The organism is Rhodococcus sp. KRD175, assembly GCF_017168275.1.
Classification (GTDB): Bacteria; Actinomycetota; Actinomycetes; order Mycobacteriales; family Mycobacteriaceae; genus Rhodococcoides; species Rhodococcoides fascians.
Genome location: NZ_JABFAQ010000071.1, coordinates 1 through 550, shown reverse-complemented (window position 1 = coordinate 550; position 550 = coordinate 1). Strand labels below are relative to the sequence as shown.

2 rRNA genes are annotated in these 550 nt (G+C 55.5%); both read right to left on the bottom strand.

Features of this window, described 5'->3' with window-relative positions:
* Positions 1-82 (bottom strand): 23S ribosomal RNA (locus tag J1M81_RS25700); the annotation flags it as partial.
* Positions 83-432: 350 nt separating this feature from the next.
* Positions 433-550: ribosomal RNA gene (locus J1M81_RS25695) — 16S ribosomal RNA — on the bottom strand; the annotation flags it as partial.

Genomic DNA, 550 nt, shown 5'->3' with positions numbered 1-550 from the left:
CCCGAGGCTTATCGCAGCCTCCTACGTCCTTCATCGGCTCCTGGTGCCAAGGCATCCACCGTACGCTCTTCATTACTTACAACAAAGATGCTCGCGTCCACTGTGCAATTCTCAAACAACACACACACCACCATGTTCACGCCACCCTCAGACACCGAGAAACTCACATCCCTCAGCCGATAGAACCAGCCATGACAGCCTGTATATGTCTTGCCTAGAAAGAAACATGCTTTCGCGTGTTCTCTCAGGACCCAACAGTGCATCGATATAACTCGTTCGTGACTCCGGCATGGCCGGCGACACGATGAACGAATTGGTTGTCAGTGTTCCACCCGTGAGCACCGCCGGATGACGTATGCATCCGAAACGGTTTCTGTCGTGGGATCGTCTGCTGACTGTTCAGCAGTGCATCCGCACGAAGAGGCTCCTTAGAAAGGAGGTGATCCAGCCGCACCTTCCGGTACGGCTACCTTGTTACGACTTCGTCCCAATCGCCGATCCCACCTTCGACGGCTCCCTCCCACAAGGGGTTAGGCCACCGGCTTCGGGT